Origin of the sequence: Catellatospora methionotrophica, assembly GCF_011297335.1 — a bacterium.
Classification (GTDB): Bacteria; Actinomycetota; Actinomycetes; order Mycobacteriales; family Micromonosporaceae; genus Catellatospora; species Catellatospora methionotrophica.
The window spans coordinates 17703-37641 of record NZ_JAAOTJ010000038.1; the positions used below are offsets into that span (position 1 = coordinate 17703).

Annotated in this window: 16 protein-coding genes and 1 pseudogene; 14 read left to right on the plus strand and 3 right to left on the minus strand. The window is 70.4% G+C overall.

The annotated features are described in order from the left end of the window. The first annotated feature begins 115 nt into the window (after nt 1–115). Nucleotides 116–1951, plus strand: coding sequence for a glycoside hydrolase family 13 protein (locus HAV40_RS36830; protein WP_166388942.1), 1836 nt, complete (start codon nt 116–118; stop codon nt 1949–1951). A 194-nt stretch (nt 1952–2145) separates the two neighbouring features. Next, complete coding sequence (locus HAV40_RS36835; RefSeq protein WP_166388943.1) at nt 2146–2997, plus strand: hypothetical protein; 852 nt, start codon at nt 2146–2148, stop codon at nt 2995–2997. Between the two features lie 224 nt (nt 2998–3221). Here the strand turns inward: HAV40_RS36835 and HAV40_RS36840 are convergent, their stop codons facing one another. After that, a complete protein-coding gene (locus tag HAV40_RS36840; protein WP_166388956.1) occupies nt 3222–3569 on the minus strand; it encodes a hypothetical protein in 348 nt (115 codons plus the stop codon). 328 nt (nt 3570–3897) lie between these two features. On the opposite strand from HAV40_RS36840, the gene HAV40_RS36845 reads away from it, so the two are divergent. From HAV40_RS36845 to HAV40_RS36875, 7 genes and pseudogenes are all read left to right on the plus strand, one after another. Then, nucleotides 3898–4959: a BMP family lipoprotein gene (locus tag HAV40_RS36845; protein WP_203671564.1), complete on the plus strand. Its 1062-nt coding sequence runs from the start codon at nt 3898–3900 to the stop codon at nt 4957–4959. 163 nt (nt 4960–5122) lie between these two features. After that, nucleotides 5123–6802, plus strand: a complete 1680-nt coding sequence (locus tag HAV40_RS36850; protein WP_166388945.1) for an ABC transporter ATP-binding protein — start codon at nt 5123–5125, stop codon at nt 6800–6802. Beyond that, on the plus strand, nt 6799–8208 hold the full coding sequence (locus HAV40_RS36855) for an ABC transporter permease (protein ID WP_239086574.1): 1410 nt from the start codon (nt 6799–6801) through the stop codon (nt 8206–8208). The genes HAV40_RS36850 and HAV40_RS36855 overlap by 4 nt, the downstream gene beginning before the upstream one ends. A gap of 2 nt (nt 8209–8210) precedes the next feature. Next, nucleotides 8211–9479, plus strand: coding sequence for an ABC transporter permease (locus tag HAV40_RS36860; RefSeq protein WP_166388946.1), 1269 nt, complete (start codon nt 8211–8213; stop codon nt 9477–9479). A gap of 77 nt (nt 9480–9556) precedes the next feature. Next, nucleotides 9557–9952: pseudogene (locus HAV40_RS36865) on the plus strand (cytidine deaminase); the annotation flags it as partial. Nucleotides 9953–10066: 114 nt separating this feature from the next. Further along, the gene (locus HAV40_RS36870; protein ID WP_166388948.1) at nt 10067–11344 is read left to right on the plus strand and encodes a thymidine phosphorylase; all 1278 of its coding nucleotides are present in this window, start codon (nt 10067–10069) and stop codon (nt 11342–11344) included. Between the two features lie 4 nt (nt 11345–11348). Then, nucleotides 11349–12026 (plus strand): DUF4272 domain-containing protein, encoded by a 678-nt coding sequence (locus HAV40_RS36875; RefSeq protein WP_166388949.1) that lies wholly within the window; start codon nt 11349–11351, stop codon nt 12024–12026. 166 nt (nt 12027–12192) lie between these two features. Here the strand turns inward: HAV40_RS36875 and HAV40_RS36880 are convergent, their stop codons facing one another. Then, nucleotides 12193–13125, minus strand: coding sequence for a putative RNA methyltransferase (locus tag HAV40_RS36880; RefSeq protein ID WP_166388959.1), 933 nt, complete (start codon nt 13123–13125; stop codon nt 12193–12195). Nucleotides 13126–13159: 34 nt separating this feature from the next. Between HAV40_RS36880 and HAV40_RS36885 the strand changes: the two genes are divergently transcribed. Continuing rightward, entirely contained in the window at nt 13160–14227 is a 1068-nt protein-coding gene (locus tag HAV40_RS36885; RefSeq protein WP_239086571.1) for an adenosine deaminase, read from the plus strand. Here the strand turns inward: HAV40_RS36885 and HAV40_RS36890 are convergent. Further along, nucleotides 14199–14615, minus strand: a complete 417-nt coding sequence (locus HAV40_RS36890; protein WP_166388950.1) for a nucleoside/nucleotide kinase family protein — start codon at nt 14613–14615, stop codon at nt 14199–14201. The genes HAV40_RS36885 and HAV40_RS36890 overlap by 29 nt on opposite strands. Nucleotides 14616–15042: 427 nt before the next feature. Here HAV40_RS36890 and HAV40_RS36895 point away from each other — a divergent pair, with 427 nt between their 5' ends. The 4 genes from HAV40_RS36895 to HAV40_RS36910 are packed head-to-tail and all read left to right on the plus strand — an operon-like array spanning nt 15043 to nt 19792. After that, nucleotides 15043–18357 (plus strand): sensor histidine kinase, encoded by a 3315-nt coding sequence (locus tag HAV40_RS36895; protein ID WP_166388951.1) that lies wholly within the window; start codon nt 15043–15045, stop codon nt 18355–18357. Continuing rightward, nucleotides 18354–18758 (plus strand): roadblock/LC7 domain-containing protein, encoded by a 405-nt coding sequence (locus HAV40_RS36900; RefSeq protein WP_144122168.1) that lies wholly within the window; start codon nt 18354–18356, stop codon nt 18756–18758. Before HAV40_RS36895 ends, HAV40_RS36900 begins: the two co-directional genes overlap by 4 nt. 58 nt (nt 18759–18816) lie before the next feature. Beyond that, nucleotides 18817–19194: a DUF742 domain-containing protein gene (locus tag HAV40_RS36905; protein WP_166388952.1), complete on the plus strand. Its 378-nt coding sequence runs from the start codon at nt 18817–18819 to the stop codon at nt 19192–19194. Between the two features lies 1 nt (nt 19195). Then, a complete protein-coding gene (locus HAV40_RS36910; RefSeq protein ID WP_166388953.1) occupies nt 19196–19792 on the plus strand; it encodes a GTP-binding protein in 597 nt (198 codons plus the stop codon). Nucleotides 19793–19939: the final 147 nt, after the last annotated feature.

Below are 19939 nucleotides of genomic sequence, written 5' to 3' on the forward strand. Positions count from 1 at the left end.
CTCAGGAGCGGCGCGCCGGGACGGCAAGGCAAGCAGTGTCGCGACCTCGGGTTCCGGTGACGGGACTGCGGGCTGAAACGTCGACATCCTCTGAAGACGGAAGGATGGCGCGACAATGCGTCTCATCGAACAGCCGCACCACGACGGTTCGGCGCTGTATGTCTCGGACTCCGCGCCGGGGCTGGGTGACGTGGTCACCGTATGGGTGCGGGTGCCTGCGGCGGCGGGGGTCGACGCGGTGCACGTACGGAGCACGCCGGACGGGGAGCCGCATTTCGCCGCCGCCGAGGTCGATGCGGAGCGGACCGGCACGGCGGTCGCCGGGTACGGGGCGGGCGACGTCTGGTGGCGGGCGGAGCTGACAGCGCGCAATCCGGTGACGAACTACCGGTTCCACCTGCGTACCAGCAGCGGGGACACGTACTGGCTGACCGCGGGCGGGGTGGTCGGGCATGAGGTGCCCGACGACACGGACTTCCGGGCCGTGGCGTACGACGCACCCCCGGCCTGGTCCGCCGATGCCGTGCTGTACCAGATCTTCCCGGACCGGTTCGCGCGCGCGGCGGACGCGAAACCGCTGGCGGCGCTGGACCTGCCGGACTGGGCGCTGCCCCGCGAGTGGGACCGCGACGAGGTGATCGGGCAGGGTCCCGGCACCTCCGAGCAGTTCTTCGGCGGCGACCTCGACGGCATCGCCGAACACCTGGACCACCTCCAGGCGCTCGGGGCGAACACCGTCTACCTGACGCCGGTCTTCCCGGCCCGGTCCAACCACCGCTACGACGCGTCGACGTTCGACGAGGTCGATCCGCTGCTGGGCGGGGACGCGGCGCTGGCCCGGCTGGCCGAGGCCGTGCACGCGCGCGGTATGCGGCTGATCGGCGACATCACCGCCAACCACTGCGGCGACGCGCACGAGTGGTTCACCCGTGCCGCCTCCGACGTGGACGCTCCGGAGCGGGACATGTTCTATTTCGACGCCGGGACCGGTGGATACGAGGCGTGGTGCGGGGTGACGACCCTGCCGAAGCTGAACTGGGCCAGCCCGCTGGTCCGCGAGCGGATGACCGCGGTGCTGCGACGCTGGCTGGCCTACTTCGACGGCTGGCGGGTGGACGTGGCCAACATGACCGGCCGCCGCGGTGCGCAGGACGACGCGCACGAGGTGGCCGCGCTGATCCGGCGCGCCCTGCCCGCCGACGCGATGCTGGTCGGCGAGCACATGCACGACGCCACCGGCGACCTGGACCGCGACGGCTGGCACGGGGCCATGAACTACCTCGGCTTCACCCGCCCCGTCTGGGCCTGGCTGCGCGGCGAGGCACCGGGCGTCCCCAACTTCTTCGGCACGCCGGGGGACGTGCCGAGCCGGGACGGGGTGGCCGCGTACGCCACCATGCGGGCGTTCGCGGCGCGGGTGTCCTGGCGGTCGCTGGTGCACTCGTGGAACATCCTGGACTCGCACGACTCGGCCCGCGTCCGCACGGTCACCGGCTCCGCGGCGCGGCAGGTGGTCGCGCTGGGCCTGCAGGTCACGCTGCCGGGAACCCCCATGGTGTACGCGGGCAGCGAGTTCGGCCTGACCGGCTGGAACGGGGAGAACGCGCGCACCCCGATGCCGTGGTCGAGACCTGCGGACCGCGACGAGCAGACCCTGGCGGTGTACCGCGAGCTGCTCGGATTGCGCGCCACCGAGCCCGCGCTGCGTCACGGCGGGCTGCGCTGGCTTTATGTGACCAGCGATACCATGGTCTACCTGCGGGAATTCGAGCACAATGCACTTCTGGTGGCGGCCTCGCGTGCGGCCGGTGAGGAAGTCTCACTTGCCCTCGGCGCGCGGGCTGCCGGCGTCTTCGCTGCTACGGACCTTGAACCGGACGGCACGGGTCGGCTGACCCTGCCGGGTGACGGTCCGGCCCTGCGCGTATGGCGGCTGGAGCCACCCCGCTGACAGGCGGTGGCGGCACGCGGTTCGACCCCGTGTGCCGCCACTTGCCGTAAAACGTCGCCACGTGCCGTAAACGTGTCGACACGCCGTGTAATCATGAGAAATTCGCGCGATGGCTTGAAGATATGTCCTTTTCGGGCGTGTCGCCCCCGCGACTCACGCAAGATCGCGTGGACCGGGGTCTTACGCTGACGCCCGTGCCCAAGCCGCCGCTGCGCCCCGAAGCGCTCGCCCGCCGGATCTTCCGGGGAGCCGACGCGCTGGAGTCTGGCCTGCTCACCCGTGCCCAACTACGCAGCTCCGCCTGGCGGCCGCTGTTCCGCGGGGTGTACGCCGACCGCGACCTCACCATCACCCACCGCCTGCGCTGCCTGGCCGTCAGCGACTTCCTGCTGCCCGAGGACGGGGTCATCGCCGGCCGCTCCGCCGCCAGCCTGTACGGCGCGCCGTACGCGCCGGACGAGTCGGTGGAGATCCTCACGCCGGGCCGGTTCGGGCCGATGGCGGGCATCCTGGTGCACCGCGGCCCCGTGCCGGAGAAGGACGTGACCCGCCGGGTCGACGGCATCCGGGTCACCACGCCGCAGCGCACCGGGTGGGACCTGGCCCGCTGGCTCGACGTGGTGGAGGCGGTGGCGCTGCTCGACGTCATGGTGGCGCGCGGCGCGGTCAGCGTCGGGGCGCTGGTCGAGTACGCCCAGGCCCGGATCGGCAAGCCCGGCTGGGGGCGGCTGTTGAAGGCCGCGCAGCTGGTCGACTCCAGCGCTCGCGGGGCGCACGAGAGCCGGGTGCGGGTGCGGCTGGTGCTGGCCGGGGTGGCGGCGCCGGTGGTGAAGTATGTGCTGGCCCGCGACGGGGAGCCGGCGGTGCGGCTCGACCTGGCCTGGCCGGACCACCGGGTGGCGGTGGACTGCGCGGAGACCCCGGCAGCCCCGCTCGGCGGCGACTGGCTCGTCCTGCCCGCGAGCCCGGAGCAGGTGGCCGACGGCTACGACCCCCTGATCCGCGACGTGAAGGCCGCCCTCCGCGCCCGCCGCCCCCGCGACTGAGCTGGACCGCCCCTCCGGGGCGCTGTCCGCCGGCCATGATCGCCGTTTCAGGTCAATACCTGCGGTTTAACCGCAGATCATGACCTGAAACGGCGATCATGGCCGCCGAGGGCAGCGCGCCACACGGCTCCGGGGTTAAGAAGGGCACCTTCCTCTACGCGGGCGATGGGAAGGTGCCCTTCCTTCGGAGAGGTGCGGCGGGTGGCTGGCGTTGCCGGGAGGGGTCAGTGCCAGAAGACGGCTACGGCGGCGTTGATCAGGGTTAGGGCGATGATGGTGAGGAAGTGGCCCTTGTTGACCGTCTCGCGCTTCTTGAGGTACGGGATCAGGACCATGATGAAGATCATGATGGCGATGACGCCCTTGACGGAGAGTTTGGCCGGGTCGGGCTGGACGTCGCGGCCCAGCGGGGCGGCCAGGGCGATGCCGGTGACGACCTGGATGGTCGCGCCCCACAGCATCACGGCGTTGATGTAGATACGTCCCGTGTAGTACTGCACCAGCGCGCCGCCCAGCAGCAGGGCGAAGCCGACCAGGTGCGCGTACCGCAGGACCAGGCGTACTGCTTCCAATGCGTCCACGATCGCCGAGGGTACGCGAGCGCCCGTTGCGAACGTCACACCCCGGTCACAGGCAGATATGCGCCTGAACGAATGCCCGGTTTGTAACCCGCTGGGTCACTTACGGCAGGACTGGTCGAGGCTCGTTCGTGATTCTTTACACGTCCTGGTCACGCGGGGGTAACGACCGTTCAACAACCCTGCACGATTGTCGTTCGAACGGCGATGTGAAGGATATGTTGCTGGGCGAGGTTCACCGTGCCGCCATCTGTACACAAGATGGAAGACCATGTGCGGTGTCTTTATGGGAGAGGAGACCGTCTTGCGCCCTGTGCGTGGGATGAAGATTGTCGCGCTTGTCGCGTCTGCGGGCCTCGCGTTCGCCGCAGCCGCCTGTGCCAAGCCGACTGAAGAGACGCCGGGCACCGGCACCAGCGCCGCTGCCAAGTACAGCGCGTGCATGGTGACCGACACCGGCGGTATCGACGACCACTCGTTCAACGCGTCGTCCTGGGCGGGCCTGCAGGCCGCCAAGGCCGCGAACCCGGCGATCGACCCGAGCTACACGGCGTCGACGGCGATGGCCGACTACGACCCCAACCTGGCCAACTCGGTCACCAAGGGTTGCAAGTACATCCAGGCCGTTGGCGGCCTGATGGGCGACGCGACCAAGAAGGCCGCGACGGCCAACGCGACCACGCAGTTCTCGATCGTCGACGCCGACAACCTCGGCCTGGCGAACGTGTACCCGATCCAGTTCCAGACCCAGCAGGCGGCGTACCTCGCCGGCTACCTGGCCGCTGGCTACTCGAAGTCGGGCAAGGTCGGCACCTACGGCGGCATGAAGATCCCGCCGGTGACGATCTTCATGGACGGCTTCGCCGACGGCGTGGCCGCCTACAACACGGCCAAGGGCAAGAGCGTCCAGGTGCTCGGCTGGGACAAGGTCAAGCAGGACGGCCTGTTCACCGACGACTTCGGCTCGCAGGACAAGGGCAAGCAGAAGTCGGACACGCTGGCCGCTCAGGGCGCCGACGTGATCTTCCCGGTCGCGGGTGGCGCGGGCCTCGGCTCGGCCGCCAACGCCGGTAGCAAGTTCGTCGTGATCTGGGTCGACGCGGACGGCTTCGAGACCACCAAGTACGGCTCGGTCATGCTGACCACCGTGGTGAAGAACTCGACCGACGGTGTGAAGGAGGCCGTGACCAAGGCCGCCGGCACCCCGGGCACCCTGCTGACCGGCGGCTTCATGGGCACGCTGGCCAACAACGGCGTCTCGCTGGCCCCGTACCACGACTTCGACAGCAAGATCGACGCCGGCCTCAAGGCCGAGGTCGAGGCGCTGAAGCAGGACATCATCTCTGGCAAGATCAAGGTTGAGTCCCCGGCCCAGCCGAAGTGACACCCGGTCGCCCTCTCCGGTGAGATGATCACCGGAGAGGGCGGCCTCGCTTTCCTCAACCGGCCGCTGTCCCCGCCACGGAATCCGTGGTCGAGATGGCGGCCGGACCGGTTGAAGCTCCGTGCGGACCGGGGAGTGCGCTCTCCCCGCAGCCGCCCACATAATGAGCGCACACTCGCCCTCGGACGGCGGAACGTCGCGGCCACCCCCGCTGACCGAACCCTCCGGTGGTGCACGGGACCAACGGAGGTCGGAGCTGAGACTCGAACTGCGCGGCATCACCAAGCGATTCGGTGACCTCGTCGCAAACGATGACATCCACCTGACCGTCGAACCGGGCGAGATCCACGCGCTGCTCGGTGAGAACGGCGCGGGCAAGTCCACTCTCATGAACGTGCTGTACGGCCTGCTGCAGCCCGACGAGGGCGAGATCCTCGTCGACGGCGCACCCGTACGCATCAAAGGCCCCGGCGACGCGATCAAGGTCGGCATCGGCATGGTGCACCAGCACTTCATGCTCGTGCCGGTGTTCTCCGTCGCCGAGAACATCATGCTCGGCGCGGAACCGGCCCGTGGCGGCTTCATCGACCACGCCAAGGCCGTCAAGCTGGTACGCGACGTGTCGCAGCGCTACGGCCTGCCGCTGGACCCCGATGCGATCATCGAGGACCTGCCGATCGGCATCCAGCAGCGGGTCGAGATCGTCAAGGCGCTCACCCGCGACGTCGACCTGCTGATCCTCGACGAGCCGACCGCCGTGCTCACCCCGCAGGAGACCGACGAGCTGCTCGACGTCATGCGCGGGTTGAAGGCGGCGGGCAAGTCCATCGTCTTCATCACGCACAAGCTGCGCGAGGTCAAGGCGGTGGCGGACCGGATCACCGTGATCCGCCGTGGCCGGACCGTCGGCACCGCCGACCCGACCGCTCCCGAGTCCGAGCTGGCCGAGCTGATGGTCGGCCGCGCGGTGGTGCTGGAGGTGCCCAAGGACGAGGCGGTGCCGGGCGAGCCGGTGCTGGAGGTCGCGGGCCTGGTCGTCGCCGACGACCGGGAGCACCGCGCGGTCGACGGCGTGGACCTGGTGGTACGCGCCGGAGAGGTGCTCGGTATCGCGGGCGTGCAGGGCAACGGGCAGACCGAGCTGGTCGAATCGATCATGGGGCTGCGCCCCTCGCGCGCGGGCACCGTGCACCTGTCCGGCCAGCCGATCACCACCTGGCACACCCGGCAGGTGCTGCGCGCGGGCGTGGGCTACGTGCCCGAGGACCGCAGCGTCGACGGCCTGGTCAAGGAGTTCTCCGTCGCGGAGAACCTGGTGCTCGACCTGTACGACCTGCCGCCGTTCGGCGGCCGGTTCGCGCTCGACCTCGACGCCATCGAGGCCCAGGCGGAGCAGAAGATCGCCGAGTTCGACGTACGCACCCAGTCGGCGCACCAGCCGGTCGGCGCGCTGTCCGGCGGCAACCAGCAGAAGGTCATCGTGGCCCGGGAGATGTCCACGCCGCTTAAGCTGCTCATCGCGTCGCAGCCGACCCGTGGTGTGGACGTCGGCTCGATCGAGTTCATCCACTCCCGGATCGTGGCCGAGCGCGACCGCGGCGCGGCCGTGCTGGTCGTGTCCAGCGAGCTGGACGAGGTGGTGGCGCTGGCCGACCGGGTCGCGGTGATGTACCGCGGCCGGGTGCTGGCGATCGTCTCCCCGGACACCCCGCGCGAGACGCTGGGCCTGCTGATGGCCGGCATCGACCCCAGTAGCACCTCGCCCACCACCGGGACCCCGGCCTCCGGCGAGCAGGACACCCAAGGTGAGGGTATGAGCGAGCACGGCGAGGCAGCCTCATGACGTCGCACGAGCCGATGGAGGTGGAGCCCGGCGCGACCGCCGCGTCGCCCGAGAAGGGCCCGGCCCTGCCGACGCCCGGCGTGGACCAGTACCACGTCGATCCGTCGCTGCCCGCCGCCGGCGGCGTGGAGCACCATGACCAGGCGGACCGGCAGCCGAAGCACCGCGCGCCCGAGGAGGCGAAGGCGAAGCGCTCCTTCGCGCGCACCTTCCGCGAGGAGCTGTGGGCCAACAACAACTTCACGGTGACCCTGCTGGCCATCGTGCTCGCGCTGATCTGCGGCGCGGTGCTGATGGTCGTAGGCAACGCCGAGGTCCGTGACCAGTGGCAGTACCTGCTCTACCAGCCGGGCAAGACGATCGGCGACACCTGGGCCTTCGTCAGCACCGCGTACACCGACATGTTCAAGGGCGCGATCGTCAACCCGGACACGGTGAACCGCTGGTACTGGAACATGACCACCTGGCAGCAGGTGTTCTACCCGATCTCGGAGACGCTGACCAACGCCGCCCCGCTGATCTTCACGGGGCTGGCCGTGGCGGTGCCGTTCCGCGCCGGCCTGTTCAACATCGGCGGCCAGGGCCAGGCGATCATGGGCGCCATCGGCGGCGGCACGGTCGGTCTGGCGCTGTCGCTGCCCGCGGTGATCCAGGTGCCGCTGGGCGTGCTCGCGGGCGCGCTGCTCGGTGGCCTCTGGGGCTACCTGGTCGGCATCCTCAAGGCACGCACCGGCGCGCACGAGGTCATCCTGACGATCATGCTGAACAACATCGCGTTCCTGTTCCTGGGCTGGTTCATCCTGCAAAAGGGGATCAAGGACCCGGCCCGGTCCGACGCGATCAGCAAGCCGATCCAGGAGTCCGGCCGGCTGCCGCAGCTGATCCCGGACCCGCTGCTGCGGGCCAACCTCGCCATCGTGCTGGCCGTGCTGGCCGCGGCGGGGGTGGCCTGGCTGCTCAAGCGCGGCCGCTTCGGCTTCGAGCTGCGCGCGGTCGGGCACAACCCGCACGCCGCGGCGACCGCGGGCATCAAGGTCGGCACCACCGTGGCGCTGACCATGGCCCTGGCCGGTGCGCTGGCCGGGCTCGGCGGCACCAGCGTCGCGCTGGGCACCGCCCCCGCGCTGACCGTCGACATGCTCGGCCAGATCGGCTTCAACGGCATCCTGGTCGCGCTGCTCGGCCGGGTCCGGCCGTGGGGCGTGGTCGGCGCGGGCCTGCTGTTCGGCGCGCTGCAGGCGGGCGGCAACGCGATGCAGACCTTCTCCGGCGTATCCGTCGAGCTGGTCGGCGTCATCCAGGCACTGATCGTGCTCTTCGTCGCCGCCCCGGCGCTGGTGAAGGCGATCTACAGGCTGCGCAGGTCGCCGGCTGCGGCCGCGCAGGCCGGATTGGCGAAGGGCTGAGCATGACTACCTCCACGATGGACGTCGAGCTGGCGGTGCCGGAGGCGTACTGGACCCGCACCCGCAAGACCGGCGCGGTCATGGTCGTCCTGGGCCTGCTGGCCACGATCGTGTTCGGCGCGCTGGCCGGCTCCGAGAACGCCCGCTTCGCGCTCGGCGAGAACATCTCCGGGGCCGGGTTCGACATCCCGGGCACCTTCGGCGCGATCTTCTTCGGGCTGGTCGCGCTCGCGGCCGGGGTCGCGATGCTGGTCACCGGCCGGTACTTCGGGGTGCTGACCGGCGTCGCCCTGGCGGGCTTCATCATCTCGGCGCTGTGCTGGCAGATGTCGGTGTCCCCGGTGTCGCACACCATGCCGCTGGGCTTCATCGCCGCGGCGACCTTCACCGCCGCCATCCCGCTGATCTTCGGTTCGCTCGGCGGCGTGCTCTGCGAGCGCAGCGGCGTGGTCAACGTCGCGATCGAGGGGCAGCTGCTCACCGGCGCGTTCTTCGGGGCGCTGTTCGGCACGCTCACCGGCAGCTTCTGGCTCGGCCTGGTGGCCGCCGCGGTCGGCGGCGCGCTGCTGTCGGCGATCCTGGCCGTGTTCGCCATCAAGTACCTGGTGGACCAGGTCGTGGTGGGCATCGTGCTGAACGTGTTCGCGGGCGGGCTCACCGCGTTCTTCTACGAGCAGGTGATGCGGCCGGACACGGACGCGTACAACTTCCCGGGCAAGGTGCCGAGCTGGCCGATCCCGGGGCTGGTGGACATCCCGATCCTCGGCCCGGCGCTGTTCAACGGCAACATCTTCAGCTACGGCTCGCTGATCGCGGTGGCCGTGGTGACGATCGCGCTGTTCCGTACGCGCTGGGGTCTGCGTACTCGCGCGGTCGGTGAGCACCCGGCCGCGGCGGACACCGTCGGCATCCGGGTGCTCGGACTGCGCTACGCGAACGTGCTGATCGCGGGCCTGGTCGCCGGGTTCGGCGGGGCCTACTTCTCGATGCTGTCGACGACCGGGTTCAGCAAGTACATGGTCAGCGGCGCGGGCTTCATCGCGCTGGCCGCCATGATCTTCGGCCGGTGGCACCCGGTCGGGGCGTTCTTCGCGTCGCTGTTCTTCGGCTTCTTCGGCGCGCTGACCGGCTTCCTGACCAGCATCAGCAGCCCGATTCCGAGCCAGTTCCTCAGCATGCTGCCGTACGTCGCGACGATCTTCGCCGTGGCGGGGCTGGTGGGACGCGTCCGCGCGCCCGCGGCCGACGGCAAGCCCTACGTCAAGGGCTGACGGCTAGGCTGGATGGTCCGATCTTGCGTGGCGCCCGCTCGGGCGCCACGCCTGTCGGGCGAGCGAGAGGAACGGTCATGGACGTCGACTGGGAGAAGCTGCGCACCGCCGCGGTGGAGGTCATGCACCGGGCGTACGCGCCCTACTCGAAGTTCCCGGTGGGCGCCGCGGGCCTGGTCGACGACGGCCGGGTCGTGGTCGGCTGCAACGTCGAGAACGCCGCGTACGGCGTGGTGCTGTGCGCCGAGTGCGGCATGGTGTCCCAGCTGCACGCCACCGGGGGCGGCAGGCTGGTCGCGATGGCGTGCGTGAACGGCGACGGCGATCCGCTGCTGCCCTGCGGCCGCTGCCGCCAGCTGCTGTGGGAGCAGGGCGGCCCGCGCATGCTGATCGACGCCGAGGGCGGCCCGCTGACCATGGCGGAGCTGCTGCCGCACGGCTTCGGCCTGGCCGAGCTGGAAGCCGTCAGCGGAGGAATGCAGTGAGCGGACGGATCATCGGCGGGGCGTGTGCCGCCGGCGGGCGTAACGAGGACAAGGTATGAGCGAGCGCGTCAGCACCATCGGCGAGCGCAACGAGGAGAAGGCATGAGCTTCGCGGCTGTCGACGTCATCCGGGCCAAGCGGGACGGGGGTGTGCTGAGCGACGCGCAGATCGACTGGGTCGTCGACGCGTACACCCGGGGCCAGGTCGCCGACGAGCAGATGTCGGCGCTGGCCATGGCGATCCTGCTGCGTGGCATGACCGATGCCGAGATCGCCCGGTGGACCGCCGCGATGATCGCGTCGGGAGAGCGGCTGGACCTGTCGAAGGTCGCCCGGCCGACCGTGGACAAGCACTCGACCGGCGGTGTCGGCGACAAGATCACGCTGCCACTGACCCCGCTCGTGGCGGCGTGTGGCGCGGCCGTGCCGCAGCTGTCCGGCCGCGGGCTCGGGCACACCGGCGGCACGCTGGACAAGCTGGAGTCGATCCCCGGCTGGCGGGCCGCGCTGAGCAACGAGGAGTTCCTCGCGCAGCTGGGCGACGTCGGCGCGGTCATCTGCCAGGCGGGCGAGGGCCTGGCCCCGGCGGACCGCAAGCTGTACGCCCTGCGTGACGTCACCGGCACGGTCGAGGCCATCCCGCTGATCGCCAGCTCGATCATGAGTAAGAAGATCGCCGAGGGCACCGGCGCGCTGGTCCTGGACGTGAAGGTCGGCACGGGCGCGTTCATGAAGTCCGTCGAGGACGCCCGCGAGCTGGCCCGCACCATGGTGGAGCTGGGCCGGGCGCACGGCGTCGACACGGTCGCGCTGCTCACCGACATGAACACCCCGCTCGGCCGGACCATCGGCAACGCGGTCGAGGTGCAGGAGTCGCTGGACGTGCTGGCCGGAGGCGGCCCCGCCGACGTCGTCGAGCTGACCCTGGCGCTGGCCCGCGAGATGCTGTCGGCGGCCGGGCTGTCCGACGTCGACCCCGCCGACGCGCTGCACGACGGCCGCGCCATGGACTCGTGGCGGGCGATGATCCGCGCCCAGGGCGGCGACCCGGACGCGCCGCTGCCCGTGGCCAACGAGGTCGAGCAGGTCCGCGCGGAGCGGTCCGGGATCGTGGCGTCGGTCGACGCGATCGGCATCGGCCTGGCCGCCTGGCGGCTCGGGGCGGGCCGGGCCCGCAAGGAGGACCCGGTCAGCGCCGCGGCGGGAGTGGTGCTGCACAAGCGCCCCGGCGAGCGGGTCGCCGCCGGCGACGTGCTGTACGAGCTGCGCGCCGACGACCCGGCCCGGCTGCCCGCCGCCCGGCAGGATGCCGCCTCGGCGGTCGTCGTCGGGGACGGGCCGGCACCCGTACGCCCTCTGATCATCGACCGGATCGGCTGATCCGGTGGCACTGCCCGCACCGGATCCCCTGGCCGTGCGCGTCGCCAGCTTCCAGGAGCTGACGCGGCTGAACGTCCCGCTACCGCCCGACTCCTACCCGTTGGTGTGGGAAGAGGGGGACACGGTGGAGCTTCGTCCTACGGGCGAGCTGGAGGCCCGCGCGGCGATCCTGCACGTGGCGATGGAGCGCGTCTTCGGCATGCCGCCCGCGGAGGCCGAGAAGTGGCTCGACGCGAACGCCCTGATCCCCGACGTGACCGAGCCCGAGTGGGGCTGGATCGTCGACGAGATCGGCGACCGGCAGTCTTTCGTGCTGCACCTGGACGCGCTGGCGGGGATCTGCTGGGTGCTCGGCGTCACCAAGACGCTCGACCCGCTGCGGGTGCCGCCGCGGCTGATGGAGTCGCTGCCCGACCTGCACGCGGGCGAGAGCTTCACCGCCTGGCAGGCCCGCATCCTGGCCGCGCCCCGCGACCCCACGGTGGTCGCCGCGGCGCTCGACCTGCACTACTGCCTCGACTGGTCGTTCCAAGAACTGGAGCGGCAGGGGCTGCCGGTGCCCGGCGAGCTGAACGCCAACGCGATCGGCCAGCGCCGGTGGGCACTGGAGTGGTCGTCGGTCTTCCTCGGCGAGTTCCACGACCCGCCGGGCGGCTGGGAAGAGGTCGACCTCTCGGTGTGACGGGGCCGATGTAGGTCCGGCACTGGTTACAGCGGACATGATCGCTGTTTGCGGTCAGAAGGTGCGGTCGGAACGCAGTTTCTGACCCGAAACAGCGATCATGGCGGGCGGGCGGCGGCTGAGTGGCCAGCGGGTGGCGGTGTGGCGGAATCGCGCGTCGGGGTGGTCAGCGGGGGCGGTAGGTGCCGATGCTGACGGATGCGGTGCAGGTCACGGGGGCTGTGGCGCGGGCGCGGTCGTGGAAGGCGTTGGGGCCCATGGCGATCAGGTCGTCGGCCTCGGCCGGGGTGAGGTCGAGGGGCCATTCCAGGAGCTGCTCGGCGACGGGGGTGAAGTCGCGCAGTTCGTGGGCGAGGCGTTCGGCCTTGGCGGGGTCGACGGACATCAGTCCGAGCTGTTCGCGTAGTTCTGCGAGGTGGCGTTCGGTCGGGGTGACCACTGCCAGCAGGCCGTCCTGTGCCAGCACCCGGTGCATCTGCGCGCCGTTGCGGGGGGCGAAGACGTTGAGCAGCAGGTCGACGCTGCCGTCGGCGAGCGGCAGGGTGCCCCAGGTGTCGGCCAGCACCGCACCGGCCCGCGGGTGCGCCTTCGCCGCGCGCCGCAGCGCCGCCTTGCTCACATCGAAGGCCAGCCCCCGCGCGCCCGGCCACGCGTCCAGCACCGCCGCCAGGTAGTACCCCGTACCCGCCCCGAGGTCCACCACCAGCGGCTCACGTCCTGCCGCAGGTGCCTCACCGGCCGCGAGCGCCTCACCGTTCGTGCGCGCCTCACCGGCTGCGCGTTCCTCACCGGCCTGGCGTGTCTTGCCTTGATCATCACGGTCGCGGGGTGGTGACACGCCGTCGAGCACGTCCGTACGTTCATGATCGGCCAGCTGGGACAGGGCGGTGGCCAGGGGGCGGTAGTGGGCGGTGGCGAGGAAGGCGGTGCGGGCGGCGACCATGGTGGGGGTGTCGCCCTCGGGGAGTCTGCGGCCGGTGGCGAGGGTGACGTAGCCGTGTTTGTTGCGGTCGAAGCTGTGGTGGTTCGGGCAGTGCAGGGCGGTGGGGGTGAGGGACAGGGGGGCTGCGCAGACAGGGCAGCGCAGCGCGTCAGTCATCTCGGCGGTGAGCACACCGAATATCTTGGTGCATGTGACTCCGACCTGTGACGAGATCGTGAAGGCGCCCAAGGCGCTGCTGCACGACCACCTCGACGGCGGCCTGCGCCCGGCCACCATCGTCGAGCTGGCCGCCGAGATCGGGCACGAGCTGCCCGCCACCGACCCCCGCGAGCTGGGCGAGTGGTTCGTCTCCGCTGCCGACAGCGGCTCGCTGGAGCGTTACCTGGAGACGTTCTCGCACACGGTGGCGGTGATGCAGACCGCGCCCGCGCTGCGCCGGGTGGCCCGCGAGTGCGCGCTGGACCTGGCCGCCGACGGCGTGGTGTACGCCGAGGTGCGGTATGCGCCCGAGCAGCACCTCACCGGCGGGCTGACCCTGCCGGAGGTGGTCGAGGCGGTGCTGGCCGGATTCGCCGAGGGCAGCGAGCAGGCGGCCGCGGCGGGCACCCCGATCCGGATCGGCACCCTGCTCACCGCGATGCGGCACGCCGCCCGCTCGATGGAGATCGCCGAACTGTCCACGGCGTACCGCGACGCGGGCGTGGTCGGTTTCGACATCGCGGGGGCGGAGGCGGGTTACCCGCCCACCCGGCACCTGGACGCGTTCGAGTACCTGCAGCGGGAGAACTTCCACTTCACCATCCACGCGGGCGAGGCGTTCGGGCTGCCCTCGATCTGGCAGGCGCTGCAGTGGTGCGGGGCCGACCGGCTGGGCCACGGGGTGCGCATCGTGGACGACATCGAGCCGGGCACCGGCGCGCTGGGCCGGCTGGCCGGGTACGTGCGGGACAAGCGGGTGCCGCTGGAGCTGTGCCCGTCGTCGAACGTGCAGACCGGCGCGGCCGCCTCGATCGTGGAGCACCCGATCGGGCTGCTGCGCGACCTGCGCTTCCGGGTGACGGTCAACACCGACAACCGGCTGATGAGCGGCACCTCGATGTCGCGGGAGATGGCGCTGCTGGTGGAGGCGTTCGGCTGGGGCTGGGTGGAGCTGCAGTGGTTCACCATCAACGCGATGAAGAGCGCGTTCATCCCGTTCGACGAGCGGCTGACGATCATCAACGAGGTGATCAAACCGGCTTACGCGAAGCTGCTGTGACCAGTAGCCTCGCCCGGCGCTGCAGCGCCGCGGCGGTGGTGGGCCGGCAGCCCAGCTCGCACTGCCGGCCCAGCACCGAGGCGTCCTCCCGCCACAGCCGCAGGCCGCGGCGCACCAGCACCATGGGCGGCTTGCGGTGCTCGGCCAGGTCGCGCACCAGCCGACGGGCGAAGGTGACGGTGCGCGGGCGGTGCAGCGCGAGCGCGTCGGCGAGCACCCCGGCCTGCTGACACGCCTGCACCAGCTCGGCCGCGAAGATGCCCTCGGCGATGAACAGCGGTGCCCCGTCGAGCAGGAACGGCCTGGTCCCGATCCGGGCACTGAGGCTGATGTCGTACACGGGGATCTCGGTCCGGCCCGTCGCGGCCAGTTCTGTGACCGCCGTCATAGCGACCCGGGCGTCCCACGAAAGAGGGGACTCCCAGTCAGCCATCTCGTTCACTCGGGGGAGTGTCGGGTCGGTTCCCTCCTTGTAAAAATCGTCGAGGCACAGGACCGGTAGACCAGTCTGTCGCGCTACGTACGATTTGCCCGATCCCGAGGGACCGGCAAGAAGGATAACTCGGGCTATTTGGACACTCACCGTGCGTGACTCCAAGGAAACTGCGGGCTGAACTGTGCGGTTGGCCTGCATGAGCATCCCATTCGGTGTCGGATTCCAGGCAACCTGGGCTTTCCTCTTTTCACCGGGCGTGATGGAATCTCGGGGGTCCGTCCCTAGCTCGCCGGGATGGGCTGTGTACGGTGCCCGGCGCGACCCCCGCGCCATCCGCTCTCGCGGATCTCGATGAAGGTACCGACAGGAGGGCGGTGACGTGAGCAAGCGGCCAGGAACGCAGAACAACGCGGTCCTTTCGCGTCTCCGACGGCCAGTGAGCCGGCTCCGGGACATGCCGATCTGGTCCAAGCTGGGCCTGATCATGATCGTTCCGACTCTGGCCACGATCGTCGTGGGCACCAACGGTCTGTTGGACAACCTCGACACAGCGACGGGCGCCGACCGCACACGGATCCTCTCCGTGTTGGTGAAGGAGTCAGGCGCACTCGTCGACGACCTCCAGAACGAGCGTGCGGCAGCGGTCATGCTGCTCGGCACGACCAATATCCCGCCGGCGTCCTACGAGAACACCGGCAAGCTGGTCGACGAGGCCAAGAAGCCGTACGCGCAGCAGCGCGGCGCGCTGGTCGACGTCGACAACAGCCTGCGGGACCTGCTCGTGCAGATCGACTCGGGCCTTTCCAGCCTGCCCTCCGTGCGGGAGCAGGTGAAGGACCGCAAGATCAAGCAGTCCGACGCGGCGATGCGCTACCAGGTGATCATCGACTACCTGCTGCAGATCCGTGACAGTGCCGCCCAGATCGCCGGTGGCGGCGACCTCGGTGACGGCCTGCGCGCCGCCAGCGCGATCGCGACGTACAAGGAGTTCCTCTCCCAGGAACGTGTCATCGTGCACCGCGCATACATGCTCGGCGGCCTCAACACGGGTCTGCGCAAGGACTTCATCGCCACGCTGACCGGCCAGGAGCAGGCGCGCGACGCCTTCGAGTCGGTGGCCAGCGAAGCGGACATGGACCTGTTCAACAGCCAGGTGACCGGCCCGACGCTGCGTAAGTCGTCGAAGTTCCAGGCCGACATCGAAGCGCTGCTGGGCGAGTCGCTGGCCTCGCTGAACTTCTCGGCGGCCGAGTGGGACCAGAGCATGCGCGACCACGGCGGAGTGCTCCGCAAGGTCGAGGCGAAGCTGGACTCCGACGTCGAGGTCACCGCGAGCGACCTGCGTGACGAGGTCACGCAGCAGGTCCTCGTGCAGACCGGCCTGCTGCTGGGCATGCTGCTGCTGGCGATCCTGTTCGCCTGGCTCGTGGCCCGCTCGATGGCCCGGTCGCTGCGTGAACTGCGCCACGGCGCGCTCAGCATCGCCCAGTACGGCCTGCCACAGGCGGTCGCCCGGCTGCGTGATCCGGCGCTGTCCTCACAGCTGTCGCCGGTGCAGGTGGCCAACCAGATCGCCGAGCCGCTGCCGGTGCGCAGCAAGGACGAGTTCGGGCAGGTGACCGAGGCGTTCAACGCGGTCCACCTGGAGGCGGTCCGCACCGCCGCGGAGCAGGCCGCACTGCGGTCCTCCGTCGCGACGATGTTCGTCAACCTCGCCCGCCGCTCGCAGATCCTGGTCGACCGGCTCATCGGTCACCTGGACCGCCTGGAGCGCGGTGAGGAGGACCCGGACCGGCTGGCCGAGCTCTTCCAGCTGGACCACCTCGCCACCCGAATGCGCCGTAACGACGAGAACCTGCTGGTGCTCGCCGGTGCCGACTCCACCCGTGTGCAGCGCGAACCCGCGGCTCTGCTGGACGTGCTCCGTGCCGCCCAGTCCGAGGTCGAGCACTACACCCGGATCGAGTTCGGGGTCATCGACCGGGACATCGAGGTCGCCGCGCACGCGGTCAACGACCTGGTGCACCTGATCGCCGAGCTCTTCGACAACGCGACCGCGTTCTCCCCGCCGGACTCGACCGTCATGGTCGAGGCACGCCGGGTGGGCGACCGCGCCGTGCTGTACGTCGAGGACCACGGCATCGGCATCTCGCCGGACATGCTCAACGAGATCAACGAGAAGCTGGCCAGCCCGCCCCAGGTGGACGTGGCAGTCTCCCGGATGATGGGCCTGGTCGTGGTCGCGCGGCTCGCCGCACGGCACGGGGTCAAGACGGAACTGCGGCTGTCGGCCGACCGAGGCATCATCGCCGACGTCACACTGCCGACCGCGGTGCTCGTGCCGCGGGCCCTGGTGGGTCGCGGTCCCGGTGCCCCGGCGCGCGAGCTGCCCGGATTCGCCCCGGCGCCCAACATGCGCCAGCAGCCCGCGGCGGCGGCCCCGCCGCAGCGCTCGTCCTCGTCCTCCTTCGCGCCGCTGGCGCTGGAGTCGGGCTCGGGCACCGGTGCTCCGGCCGGAGCCGGTCGCGGTGTCAACGGTGGCGGCAGCGGCGGACGCCTGTTCGACGCCCCGCCTGCGCCGCCCGCCCCGGAACTGCCCGTCACGCCGCCCTCGCGGGCCGGCATGCCGGCCTGGTCGGACCTGACCGGCGTCAACGGCTCGGACGCGTCCCGCCGCTCCAACGGCGAGGCGCTGCCGCAGCGGCGGGTGCCGGTGGAGGCCGAGCGGCCCGACGCGTTCAACCAGCAGCCGCAGATCCCGCGCCAGCCGTCGTCGCCGCCGGAGGAGCGTGCCAACCCGTCCTGGAACCAGCAGAGCTGGGCCGGGCCGGCCTCGCCCGCTGCGTCGCCGCAGGCGCCGAGCAACCCGTACACGAGCCCTGGAATGCCGATCTCGGCCGTCCCGGTCTCCGCGGTGCCGGTCTCGGCCGCGCCGGTGTCGGCGTCCCCGATCGACGTCCCCGCGTCCGCCGTGCCGCCGACCTGGCCGCCGGTGAGCCGCGAGGACAGCCCGGTCACACCGGACATGACGGCAGAGATGCCGCGCATTCCGGACGAGTACCCGGTCGTGGACACGCGTATCCCGTTCGCTGACGAGACGATGGAACTGCCGATCTTCCGGGAGCTCGAGTCGGCCTGGTTCAGCACGCGGCGTACGGCAGTCGATACGCCAGCTCAGGACGAGAAAACTGCCCCTCCCGCGAACGTCCCCGTAGACACTACGATCACCGCACAGTTCCCTGCCGTTGAGCGCAACGGGCACGGGAGCAACGGTGCACCGAAGGTCAGCACAGCGGCGGGGGCTTCCGACCTGCCGAGCAGGGACGTGAGCATGGGGAGTACGCAGTCTGGCCGCGAGGCCGCCGGATACGAGGTGCCGGCGCCCTACCGGCCGAGCTGGCAGACGGCCGCCGACGACGGATGGGCGGCCGCCTCGGCGATCGCCAACAGCACGCCACCCACGGAATCGACGGCCGCGGGGCTGCCCAAGCGCACCCCGATGGCACAGCTGGTCCCCGGCGGTGTGGAGAAGGGCGCTACCACCGTGCAGCGCCGCACGCCGGAGGGCGTCCGCGGACTGCTCTCCGCCTACCACCGCGGGGTGCAGCGCGGCCGTACCCAGCACAAGGACGATGATGTGATTCCGGGCTCCACCGAGACCGGAAGCCAGTCTGGCAAGGAGCAGGAGGCATGACCACTACGCAGGATCTTGGTTGGCTGTTGGCCAACTTCGCCGACCGGGTGCCGGGCGTCGCCCATGCGGTCGCGGTGTCCGCGGACGGCCTTCTGCTCGCGTCCTCCCGGGATCTTCCCCGGGACCGGGCCGACCAGCTGGCCGCCATCTCATCCGGTCTGGTGAGCCTTACGCAAGGCGCCGCCCGCTGTTTCGAGGGTGGCGCGGTGTTGCAGACTGTCGTGGAGATGGACAACGGGTTCCTTTTCCTGATGTCCATCTCCGATGGCTCCTCGTTCGCGGTGCTCGCTTCGCGAAGCTGCGACGTGGGCCAGGTCGGGTACGAGATGGCACTGCTCGTGGACCGGGTGGGCGACGCGCTCACCCCGGCCCCGCGCAGCGCCGCAGGCGTGCTGGGCTGAGGCACTACCGTCCCGGAGGGTCCGGGGACGGCACTGGGGAAGGGGGTGAACGGCGACGATGCCCGACAGAGAAGAACCGACCGGCGCATTGGTACGGCCGTACGCCGTGACCCGTGGCCGCACCCGGCCGCGATTGGATATCGCGATCGAGGCGCTGGTGGAGACGACCGTACGTGGTCGCTCCGCCGGCACCTCGGGTCGCGGCGGCCACGGGCGGGAACATCAACACATCGCGTCTCTCTGCGACGGCAAGGTGCAGTCGCTCGCGGAGATCGCAGCACGGATGCGGCTGCCGCTCGGTGTCGCCCGTGTCCTCATCGCGGACATGGCGGCAGACGGCCTGGTCGCGGTATACGAGCCGACGTCGTTTGAGAGCAACGACGCGGTAGGCACTGAACTGCTGGAGAGGGTACTCAGTGGACTTCGGAGGCTCTGACATGTCACACCGCCCGGCGCAACAGCCTGGCGGTCGTGTGACATCGGCGAAGATCGTCATCGCCGGCGGCTTCGGCGTCGGCAAGACGACGCTGGTTGGTTCCGTTTCGGAGATCACGCCGCTGACCACTGAAGCGATAATGACTTCGGCCGGTGTCGGCGTGGACGACACGCGCTCGGTTCCCAATAAGACCACCACCACGGTGGCGATGGACTTCGGCCGTATCTCCATCGATCGCGACCTGATCCTGTACCTGTTCGGCACGCCTGGCCAGACGCGTTTCTGGTTCATGTGGGACGAGCTGGTGCGGGGCGCGATCGGCGCGGTGGTCATGGTGGACACGCGCAGACTGGCGGACTGCTTCGCGGCGATCGACTTCTTCGAACACCGCAAGCTGCCCTACCTGATCGCGATCAACCAGTTCGACGGTCAGCAGTTCCACAACGCCCAGGACGTTCGCGACGCGCTCGCGATCTCCTCGGACGTGCCTGTGGTCAGCTGCGACGCGCGTAACCGCGAGTCGACCAAGCAGGTGCTGATCTCCCTGGTGGAATACGTGCTCTCGATGCGGCGTACCCGCACCGGAGCCCCCGCCTGACCTAGCAAGCACCCCCAGGCCCGCCGTCCCCCGGACAGCGGGCCTGAAGTGCTACCCCTCCCCCCACCCCCTCCCGTGCCGCAACTCTTAAAGAGTCGCGCCCTCAACCAGTGGCCGAGGGCGCGAGTCTTTAAGAGTTGCGGCACG

Excerpts from the sequence above, each read along its gene's own strand:
- HAV40_RS36830 (WP_166388942.1), top strand. The coding sequence starts at position 116 with ATGCGTCTCATCGAACAGCCGCACCACGACGGTTCGGCGCTGTATGTC.
- HAV40_RS36845 (WP_203671564.1), top strand. The coding sequence starts at position 3,898 with ATGAAGATTGTCGCGCTTGTCGCGTCTGCGGGCCTCGCGTTCGCCGCA.
- HAV40_RS36850 (WP_166388945.1), top strand. The coding sequence starts at position 5,123 with ATGAGCGCACACTCGCCCTCGGACGGCGGAACGTCGCGGCCACCCCCG.
- HAV40_RS36855 (WP_239086574.1), top strand. The coding sequence starts at position 6,799 with ATGACGTCGCACGAGCCGATGGAGGTGGAGCCCGGCGCGACCGCCGCG.
- HAV40_RS36860 (WP_166388946.1), top strand. The coding sequence starts at position 8,211 with ATGACTACCTCCACGATGGACGTCGAGCTGGCGGTGCCGGAGGCGTAC.
- HAV40_RS36870 (WP_166388948.1), top strand. The coding sequence starts at position 10,067 with ATGAGCTTCGCGGCTGTCGACGTCATCCGGGCCAAGCGGGACGGGGGT.
- HAV40_RS36880 (WP_166388959.1), bottom strand. The coding sequence starts at position 13,125 with ATGACTGACGCGCTGCGCTGCCCTGTCTGCGCAGCCCCCCTGTCCCTC.
- HAV40_RS36890 (WP_166388950.1), bottom strand. The coding sequence starts at position 14,615 with ATGACGGCGGTCACAGAACTGGCCGCGACGGGCCGGACCGAGATCCCC.
- HAV40_RS36900 (WP_144122168.1), top strand. The coding sequence starts at position 18,354 with ATGACCACTACGCAGGATCTTGGTTGGCTGTTGGCCAACTTCGCCGAC.
- HAV40_RS36905 (WP_166388952.1), top strand. The coding sequence starts at position 18,817 with ATGCCCGACAGAGAAGAACCGACCGGCGCATTGGTACGGCCGTACGCC.
- HAV40_RS36910 (WP_166388953.1), top strand. The coding sequence starts at position 19,196 with ATGTCACACCGCCCGGCGCAACAGCCTGGCGGTCGTGTGACATCGGCG.